This is a genomic window from Actinorugispora endophytica, from assembly GCF_004363075.1.
GTDB classification, from domain to species: domain Bacteria; phylum Actinomycetota; class Actinomycetes; order Streptosporangiales; family Streptosporangiaceae; genus Actinorugispora; species Actinorugispora endophytica.
The window spans coordinates 43,735-52,373 of sequence record NZ_SNYN01000031.1 but is presented as its reverse complement, the minus strand read 5'-3'; the positions used below and the strand labels follow the sequence as shown (position 1 = coordinate 52,373).

Below are 8,639 nucleotides of genomic sequence, written 5' to 3'. Positions count from 1 at the left end.
ACCCGGTACGACAAGACCTCTCAGTCCTACAGAGCAGCCGTCACCCTCGCCTCACTCCTGATGTGGGCATGACGTTTGAAGACACGCCCTAGGGAAGCTCCGGCGCGGGGGTGAATTCGGGCACCGGTGGTTTTGTTGACGGTCGTGGGCTTTCTGCCCGTTTCGGGGCCGGGAAGGGCGGAAAGCCCATGATCATTCCGGGTGAGCGCGGGAGTGGCCCTCGAACCGCCGCGTCACGGACATCCGGCGGGGGTGCGCGGACCCCACAGGCCACCTGTCCGGTGATCTTGCTGTTATCCCCCCGAAAACCTTGATTTCAGGGGGAAACAGCAAGATCACCAACGGAAATCGCGTGAAACGGACACCGTGGGCGCGACCCCGACCCGCACCCGCCGTCGCCGCCCGCCGTCACCTCGTGATCCGCGTGGCGCGGGGCCGAAAGACCCCCCGAAGCACCGGTGCGCGAAACACCCCCGCGCCGGGGCTTCCCTCGTCACCGGTGCCCTCGTACGAGGGCACCGGTGACCCGGGTCCGTCTCCGGCGGGCGGGGACGACCAGCCGGCCGGACCCGCTGTCAGGCTCCGAAGGCCGCGGCGTTCTCCCGCATCCACTGGGCGAAGGTCCGGGCCGGGCGGCCGGTGACCCTCTCCACGGTGGGCAGCACGGTGTACCCCGCCTCGGGCGGGTCGGTCCGCATGGCGAGGAAGAACTCGACGTCCTCGTCCGAGTAGCCCGCCCGCCGCCAGTCCGCGACGGCCTCGCTCCTGTCGAGCTCGACGTACCGCACGTCGCGGCCCAGGACCTCGCCGATCACGCGGACCTTCTCCGGCGGGGTCAGCGCCTGCGGCCCGGTCAGCCAGTACTCCCGGCCGGCGTGGCCGTCGGCGGCCAGCGCGGTCGCGGCGACCGAGGCGATGTCCGCCTCGTGCACCATCGCGCTCCTGGCGTCGGCGAACGCCTCGCGGACGACGCCCTCCGTCCGGACCGACTCCGCCCATTCCAGGGTGTTGGCCATGAACTCCACCGGCGCCAGGCGGGTCCACTCCAGACCGCTGTCCTCGACGGCCCCGTCCAGGAGGCTCCTGCCCTGGTCGCCCTTGAGCACCGTCACCCGGCGCACCCCGGCCTTCTCCGCGAGGCCGACGATCTCCGCGCCGTTGGCCAGCGGCGCGTAGTCGTCCCCGCCGAAGCTGATCAGGTGCACGGCGTCGACGCCCTCGAAGGCCGCGGACAGGGTCGCCGTCTCGGTCAGGCTCCCCGCGGCGACCTCCGCGCCCTCGGGGAGGGCGGCGTTCTGCGGGTTCCGGGTGAGGGCGCGGACCTGGTGCCCGGCGGCCAGCAGTTGCTCGACCAGGGGGCGGCCCACGTTGCCGGTGGCCCCGGTCACAAGGATCCTCATGGGATCTCCTTTCGTCACGTCGCGGACGCTACGGGGGTTCGCGGTCAGGTCCTGGCCGCGATCGGTGCGAGACTCCTCCCGTGTTGGAGACATCGGCCCGGCTCCTCCGCCTGCTGGGCCTGCTGCAGACCCATCGGGACTGGTCGGGGGCGGAGCTGGCCGACCGTCTCGGCGTGAGTCCCCGGACGGTGCGCCGCGACGTCGACAAGCTGCGGCTCCTCGGCTACCCGATCGACGCGTTCAGCGGTGTCGGCGGCGGCTACCGGCTGGCGGCGGGCGCCTCGCTTCCTCCGCTGCTGCTCGACGACGAGGAGGCGGTCGCGGTGGCGGTCGGGCTGCGCACGGCGGCCGGGGGCGCGGTCACGGGCATCGCCGAGACCTCCGTCCGGGCGCTGGCCAAGCTGGACCAGGTGCTGCCCTCGCGGCTGCGCCGCCAGGTCGCCGCGCTCGGCTCGGCGCTGGTGACCATTCCGGTGCCCGGCCCCACGGTCGCTCCCTCGACGCTGACCGCGATCGCCTCGGCAGTGCGCGACCACGTGCGGCTGCGGTTCGACTACGTCGCGCGCGACGGCGCGGAGTCCGTGCGGGACGCGGAGCCCTACCGGCTGGTCCACGACGGGCGGCGGTGGTACCTCTTCGCCTGGGACACCGGGAGGGAGGACTGGCGCAGGTTCCGGGTCGACCGGCTGTCGCCGCGTGTCCCGACCGGCCCCCGCTTCGTCCCGAGGCGGCTTCCCGCCGAGGACCCGGCCGACTACCTGTCCGCCGGCGCTGCCTGGGGCCGGTACCGCCACCGGGCGGTGCTCACCATGTACGGCCCGGCCCGGGACGTCGTCGAGGAGGTGCCGCCCAGCCTCGGCGTGGTGGAACCCGTCGACGACGACACCTGCGTCCTGTACATCGGCTCGGACAGCCTCGACCACCTCGCGGTGTGGGTGGCCGCGTTCGGCTTTGAGTTCGAGGTCCGGGAGCCCCCTGAACTGGTCGAGCACCTCCGGACGCTGACCGCCCGCATGCAGCGGGCGGTCCGGCGCGGGGGCTCTCCCGGCCCCCGGGAGGACGGGAGGCGGCCGTGACCGCTCCCCGCCGAAAGGGCCCGCTTCGGCCCCGGTCCGGCTACTCCTCCCCCCGCCACAGGTCGGGGCCGAACACCTCGTAGTGGATCCGGTCCCCGGGGACCCCGCGCGCGGCGAGCTGGGCGCGGACGGCCCGCATGAACGGCAGCGGGCCGCACAGGTAGACCTCGGCGCCGGCGGGGACCTCCACACCGGCCAGGTTCATGCGCCCCGGCCTGCCCGCCCCGTCGGCGTCCTCCTCGTACCAGAGGACGCTGCCCGCGTTGCCGAGCCCGTCGACCAGCGACGCCGTCTCGTCCCGCAGCGCGTGGGCGCCGGGGCTGCGGTCGGCGTGCAGGACCAGCACCTCCCGGTCCGGGGCGGTCTCGGCGAGGTGGTGGAGCATGGCCACCATCGGGGTGCAGCCGATCCCGGCGGACACGAGCACGACCGGGTGGTCTCCGTCGGCCAGCGTGACGTCTCCGGCGGGGAGCGAGAGGGCAAGGGTGTCGCCCGGGGCGACGGCGGTGTGCAGCAGCGTCGACATCTCGCCGGCGGGCGCGCCGTCCTCGTCGACCCGCTTGACGGTGATGCGGAGCCGCCCGTCCCCGCCGCCGGACACCGAGTACTGGCGGGCCTGGCGGACTCCGTCGGACATGCTCGTCCGGACGCTGACGAACTGGCCGGGCCGCACCGGGGGGACCGGGCCGCCCCCGACCGGCCGGAGGGTGAAGGAGGCGACGTCGGCGGTGTCCTCGTTCCGCCCGACGACCTCCCACTCGCGCCAGACGTCGCCCTCGTCGACGTCCGAGCGGGCGTACAGGCGCGCCTCCTGGGCGATGAGGGTTCCCGCCATCAGCCAGTAGACCTCGTCCCAGGCCGCGACGACGTCGGGGGTGGCGGCCTCCCCCAGGACGTGCGCGATCGCGCCGAAGAGGTACTTGTGCACGATCACGTACTGGTCGTCGGTGATGCCGAGGGACACGTGCTTGTGGGCGATGCGCGACAGCAGCGCGTCGGGGCGCCGACCGGGGTTGTCCAGCAGCATGGCTGCGAAGGCGGCGATCGACCCGGCCAGGGCCTTGCGCTGCTCGCCGTTGGCCTGGTTGGCGCGGTTGAACGTCCCGTCGAGGAGCTCGGGGTGGTCGGCGAACATCGTCCCGTAGAAGTGACCGGTGATGTCGTCCATCGACTCCGCCACGACCGGAAGGGTGGCGCGGACCGTGGCGGCGGACTCTGCGGACAGCATGAAACCTCCTTGCGCGGTAGGGGCTCCGGCCCCTCCACGACGGATAATTGGCATCCGCGATGCATATTAAGTCCCGCGCCGGGCCCCCCTTTTCCGGGGTGTCACTCCGCGCTGTGGCCCACGACACCCAGGGACACCAGGATCCCTCTCGTGGGCGCCGCGGTGAGGGCCTCGACCGAGACAGCGTCCAGAGAGGCGAAGAACGCCTCCCGCGCGTCGCGCAGCGCCCGCCGCAGCCGGCAGGACTCCCGCAGCGGGCACGGCGGGTCGTCCTCGCAGCCCGCCAGGTCGCCCCCGCCCTCCAGCTCGCGCACGATGGCGCCCACCGAGGCGCGGCGCCCGGCGCCGGTGAGCCGCAGGCCGCCGCCCCGGCCGCGGCGCGTCTCGACCAGCCCCATGTCCGCGAGGCGGGCGACCGCCTTGGCCATGTGGGTGTAGGGCACCGCGAGCGTCCGGGCGACGGCCCGCGTGGTGAGGAGGTCCTCGTCCTCCGCGACGGCCAGCCGCATGACGAGGCGCAACGAGACGTCGGTGAACGCAGTCAGACGCATGCCCTTACCATAGGGGCCGCCGTCTCGGTAGAGGCCCGTTTCCCTGCGGAGGCGGCCGTTCGGAGCGGAAATCGGAGACGAAGGGCCCATCGGCCCCCGGTTTCCGGAACCGCGCCGCCCCCGCGGTCGCCCTGTTCCGGCCGACCCCTCTGACCCGTCCGTACGGGGTCGGCGAAGACCCGGACCGGGGTGTCCCCCGTCAGCGTTCTCAGGCCCGGGTCGGCGCCGGTGCGGCGGCGGCCTCGTCGCGGCCCCGGCAGGCCAGGGCGTCGGCGCGCTCGTTGCCGGGATCGCCGTTGTGGCCGCGGACCCACCGCCAGTCGACCTCGTGGCGGGCGGCGGCCTCGTCCAGGCGCCGCCACAGGTCGGCGTTCTTCACCGGTTCGCGCTGGGCGGTCAGCCAGCCCCTGCGCTTCCAGCCGTGGATCCACGTGGTGATCCCGTCGCGCACGTAGGTGCTGTCGGTGTGCAGCCGCACCGGGACCGGCCTCTTCAGGGCCTCCAGCGCCATGATGGCCGCCATGAGCTCCATCCGGTTGTTGGTGGTGGCGTCGTCGCCGCCGTGGAGTTCCTTCTCGTGCCCGCCGTAGCGAAGCACGACACCCCACCCGCCCGGTCCCGGGTTTCCCTTGCACGCGCCGTCGGTGTGGATCTCCACGACGTCGGCGGCGGGCTCGGCCTGATCGGTTGTTCGCACGCGGGGCAATCTACCGCCCCGGGGGCGGGACCGGTCGGTCCGCGGCGTCGCCGAGGGCGTCCCGCCGGACGTCGAACCCTCCGGCGCCGTCGAAGCGGACGGTGTAGAGGGCGTCGAAGCCGTCCTCGGGCCCGGGGCGGCAAAGGCGCCCCAGGGTGGCGTACACCCCGACGTCCGGCACCCGGGCCCGCCCCTCGCGGCGCGCGTTGCGCTCCAGCGATCCGGCCGGGTCCGCCGGGAACCAGTACCCGACGACCCGGGCACCGTGGTCGCGGGCCGCCTCGACGATCGGCCGCCACTCCAACGGCGAGGGGTTGGTGTTGTCCACCGCCACGTCGCGGCCGCGTGCCAGGGCCTCGGTGATCATCCGCGCCTGGCGTGCCCCCGGCCGCCGGGCGTTGGGAAAGGTGTCCTTGCTCACGTGCTCGTGCGTGCCCGCGAGCCGTCGGCGGTAGAACGTGGTCTTGCCCGACGCCTGCAGGCCCACCAGGATCGCGACCTCGGTTCTTCCGTCCACTGGTTCGTCCTCGCGTGTCCTTTTCGCGTCGTGGAACGGCGCTCCTGTTCGGCCAAACCGCCGCCGGGGAAAAAGTTCGCCTGGAATGATTTAGATCTTGCCGTCTGGCCAGTGGTAGTCGACCAGGGGCAAGCGCTCCGTCGCCCCTCGGCGACCACCGGACACCGGCGCGAGGGGCGCCGTCCACAGTAGAACAGCTTGAAGTGCGAATACAGAGGTCCACAGCATGCTCGACCAGTTTCCCTCCCACCCGTACCAGCCGCGGACCCGGGTCCACGAGGCGACCGAGAGCGACACCTACGTCTTCATCAACGGCTCCGCCAGCGTCCTGCGCGCCGAGCCCCTGGCGGACGGCACGTTCGTCTACGTGGTCCGCAGGGACCGGAGCGGGACCGAGGAGCGGTGGCCGTCGTACTTCACGATCCCCGCGCAGACCTGGGCGTCGCCGGGGAACGACCCGCTGTCCGACCCGCTCCCCGTGACCGGGGACGGGCGGCCGGCCCCCGGTGGCCGCGCCGACCTCGCCACCGATCCGATCGGCGCGGCCACCGTGTCCTGAGGCGGCCGGTGGAGGGGCCGCCTCCCCGCGCTCCCGCGGTCCTCCCCGGCGGCCGGGGAGGACCGCGTCACGGCGTGGGCGGGGCCGGCCACCGGTCCGCCCACGGGCGGGCCTCCTCGAAGGCCCGGCAGGCGGCCAGGACCGTGGCGTCGGCGTGGCGCGGGCCCACGACCTGCAGGCCCACGGGCAGCCCCTGGGACGTGAACCCGCAGGGCACGCTCGCGGCGGGCTGCTGGGTCATGTTGAAGGGGTAGCTGAACACCGCCCAGCTCGTCCAGCGCGGCTCCGGCGACCCCTCGGGCACCTCCAGCCCCGCCCCGAAGGCCGGGATCGGCAGCGTGGGGGTCAGGAGCAGGTCGTAGGTCCGGTGGAAGGCGCCCATCGCCGTGCCCATCGCCATCCGGGCGGCCGTCGCCCCGAGGTAGTCCTGGGCGGTGTAGCCCAGGCCCTGGTCGATGATCGCGCGCAGGCCCGGGTCCAGCAGTTCGCGCCGGGCCCCGTCCAGGTGCTCGGCGGACTTGGCCGCGCCCGAGAACCACAGGACGTGGAAGTCCTCCACCGGGTCGGCGAAGCCGGGGTCGGCCCGCTCCACGTGCGCGCCCAGTTCGGTGAAGACCTCCACCGCCCCGGTCACGAGCTCCAGCACCTCGGGGTCCACCCCGGCGCGGCCCAGGGCGGGGCTGAACGCGATCCGCAGTCCCGCGACCGGGCGCCGCGACTCCTCGGTGAAGCGGCCCGGGTACGGCGCCAGCGCCGACCAGTCCCTGCTGTCGGGGCCCGCCATCACGTCGAGCATGAGCGCCGCGTCGGCGACGGTGCGCGTCATCGGCCCGGCGTGCGCGAGGGTGCCGTACGGGCTGGCCGGGTGGTGCGGCACCCTGCCGTAGGTGGGTTTGAGAGCGAAGACCCCGCAGAACCCGGCGGGGATGCGCACGGACCCGCCGCCGTCGGTCCCCACGGCCAGCGGCGCCATGCCCAGGGCGACGGCCGCCGCCGCTCCCCCGCTGGAGCCGCCCGCCGTGCGCGCCGGGTCCCAGGGGTTGCGGGTGACTCCGGTCAGCGGGCTGTCGGTCACGCCCTTCCACGCCAGCTCCGGCGTCGTCGTCTTGCCGACGAGGACGGCGCCGTGCTCGCGCAGCCGCGCCACGGCGGGCGCGTCCTCGTCCCAGGGCCCGGCCGGGTCGACGGTGCGCGAGCCGCGCAGGGTGGGCCAGCCTCGGGTCAGGAAGACGTCCTTGACGGAGACGGGCACGCCGTCCAGGAGTCCCAGCGGCTCGCCGCGCCGCCAGCGCTCCTCGGACTTCCCGGCCGCGGCCAGCGCCTCCTCGGCTCCGACCAGGCAGTAGGCGTTGACCGCGGGGTCGGCGCGTTCGACGCGGTCCAGCACCGCCCGGGTGGCCTCCACCGGCGACAGCTCCCCGGCCGCGTAGGCGGCGAGCAGCCGGGTCGCCGGGAGGTCGGCCGGGTCGGTGCCGGAGCGCTGCGGGCGGTCCGCCGGGCGGGTCGGCGCCCCCCGGCTCTCGGTCTCGGTACTCACTGGCGGCCCTTCCTGTCGAGCGGGCACGGCGCGGCTCCCCTCAGGAGCCGCTGACGTACCCGCGCCGCTTGTCCACGACGTTGCGCGGTTCGCGTCCGTCGAGAAACCGGTCGAGGTTGTCCGCGAACAGCCGGAACAGCTCGTCCCGCCAGCCCGCGGCGTCGCCCGACATGTGCGGGGAGACGATGACGCCCGGCGCGTCCCACAGGGGGGAGGTCTCGGGCAGCGGCTCGGTCTCGAACACGTCCAGCGCGGCTCCGGCCAGGTCGCCCCGGCGCAGCGCCTCGACGAGGTCGTCCTGGACCACCAGGGGTCCCCGGCCGACGTTGACGAGCCGCGCGGTCGCCCGCATGCGCCCCAGGGCGGCGGCGTCGATCAGGCCCCGGGTGGCGTCGGTGAGCGGGGCCGCCAGGATGACGTAGTCGGCGCGGGGCAGGGCGTCGTGGATGTCCGGGGAGGCCGTCACCCGCCCGAGGTCGGGGTCGCCGTCGCGGGCGACGCGTCCGACCCCCTCGACCGTCATGCCGACCGCGCGCAGCTGCCGTGCGACCGCCCGGCCGATGCCGCCCGTGCCCACGACGAGGGCGTGCCGTCCGGCGATCCGCTCGGTCTCCCGGTGCCGCCACACGCGGCGGCGCCGCAGGTCGACGGTCGCGGGGAAGTCCTTGGCGAAGCACAGCACCAGGCCCAGGACGTACTCGGCCATGGGCTGGTCGAAGACCCCGCGCGAGTTGGTGACCACGACGCCGCTGTCCACGAGGCCCTCGAACATGAGGTGGTCGACCCCGGCCGTGGCCGCGTGGACCCAGCGCAGGCGGTCGGCGAACGCCCAGTTCGCGGTGAGGGCGTCGGAGAACAGGTCCCAGACGAGCAGTGCGTCCGCGCCCGGCAGCGCCCGGGGCAGTTCGGCGGCCGTGGCGTGGCGGACGGAGCCGACCCGGGGGTCTTTCTCCACGGCGTCCATCCCGGGGGGTGGTTCCCCGGCGTGCAGGACCACCAGGTCCGGCGGGCGGCGCGCTGACGGTGCGGTGGCCACGGAGGCGTGCCCCAATCTCTCGCGGACGGTCTCGTTCC

The 8,639-nt window shown here is 74.4% G+C and carries 9 protein-coding genes; 2 read left to right on the top strand and 7 right to left on the bottom strand.

Annotated features, from left to right (window positions below; all coding sequences use genetic code 11):
- Positions 1–575: 575 nt before the first annotated feature.
- The gene (locus tag EV190_RS21995; RefSeq protein ID WP_133743516.1) at positions 576–1,400 is read right to left on the bottom strand and encodes an NAD(P)H-binding protein; all 825 of its coding nucleotides are present in this window, start codon (positions 1,398–1,400) and stop codon (positions 576–578) included.
- An 80-nt stretch (positions 1,401–1,480) separates the two neighbouring features.
- On the opposite strand from EV190_RS21995, the gene EV190_RS21990 reads away from it, so the two are divergent.
- Complete coding sequence (locus EV190_RS21990) at positions 1,481–2,476, top strand: helix-turn-helix transcriptional regulator (protein ID WP_133743515.1); 996 nt, start codon at positions 1,481–1,483, stop codon at positions 2,474–2,476.
- A 40-nt stretch (positions 2,477–2,516) separates the two neighbouring features.
- Here EV190_RS21990 and EV190_RS21985 read toward each other — a convergent pair whose 3' ends face one another.
- The 4 genes from EV190_RS21985 to EV190_RS21970 form a co-directional block, all read right to left on the bottom strand.
- On the bottom strand, positions 2,517–3,704 hold the full coding sequence (locus EV190_RS21985; protein WP_133743514.1) for a globin domain-containing protein: 1,188 nt from the start codon (positions 3,702–3,704) through the stop codon (positions 2,517–2,519).
- Between the two features lie 101 nt (positions 3,705–3,805).
- Positions 3,806–4,255 (bottom strand): RrF2 family transcriptional regulator, encoded by a 450-nt coding sequence (locus tag EV190_RS21980; protein WP_133743513.1) that lies wholly within the window; start codon positions 4,253–4,255, stop codon positions 3,806–3,808.
- Between the two features lie 208 nt (positions 4,256–4,463).
- On the bottom strand, positions 4,464–4,952 hold the full coding sequence (gene rnhA, locus EV190_RS21975; RefSeq protein WP_133743512.1) for a ribonuclease HI: 489 nt from the start codon (positions 4,950–4,952) through the stop codon (positions 4,464–4,466).
- A 10-nt stretch (positions 4,953–4,962) separates the two neighbouring features.
- The gene (locus EV190_RS21970) at positions 4,963–5,469 is read right to left on the bottom strand and encodes an ATP-binding protein (RefSeq protein WP_133743511.1); all 507 of its coding nucleotides are present in this window, start codon (positions 5,467–5,469) and stop codon (positions 4,963–4,965) included.
- Positions 5,470–5,695: 226 nt separating this feature from the next.
- Between EV190_RS21970 and EV190_RS21965 the strand changes: the two genes are divergently transcribed.
- Complete coding sequence (locus tag EV190_RS21965) at positions 5,696–6,028, top strand: hypothetical protein (RefSeq protein ID WP_133743510.1); 333 nt, start codon at positions 5,696–5,698, stop codon at positions 6,026–6,028.
- A gap of 67 nt (positions 6,029–6,095) precedes the next feature.
- On the opposite strand, the gene EV190_RS21960 is transcribed toward EV190_RS21965, so the two are convergent.
- Positions 6,096–7,565, bottom strand: coding sequence for an amidase (locus EV190_RS21960; protein WP_279536634.1), 1,470 nt, complete (start codon positions 7,563–7,565; stop codon positions 6,096–6,098).
- A gap of 40 nt (positions 7,566–7,605) precedes the next feature.
- Positions 7,606–8,601, bottom strand: coding sequence for a D-2-hydroxyacid dehydrogenase (locus EV190_RS21955; protein WP_243742724.1), 996 nt, complete (start codon positions 8,599–8,601; stop codon positions 7,606–7,608).
- Positions 8,602–8,639: the final 38 nt, after the last annotated feature.

Coding starts and splice junctions, on each gene's coding strand:
- EV190_RS21995 (WP_133743516.1), bottom strand. CDS start 1,400: ATGAGGATCCTTGTGACCGGGGCCACCGGCAACGTGGGCCGCCCCCTG.
- EV190_RS21985 (WP_133743514.1), bottom strand. CDS start 3,704: ATGCTGTCCGCAGAGTCCGCCGCCACGGTCCGCGCCACCCTTCCGGTC.
- EV190_RS21980 (WP_133743513.1), bottom strand. CDS start 4,255: ATGCGTCTGACTGCGTTCACCGACGTCTCGTTGCGCCTCGTCATGCGG.
- EV190_RS21965 (WP_133743510.1), top strand. CDS start 5,696: ATGCTCGACCAGTTTCCCTCCCACCCGTACCAGCCGCGGACCCGGGTC.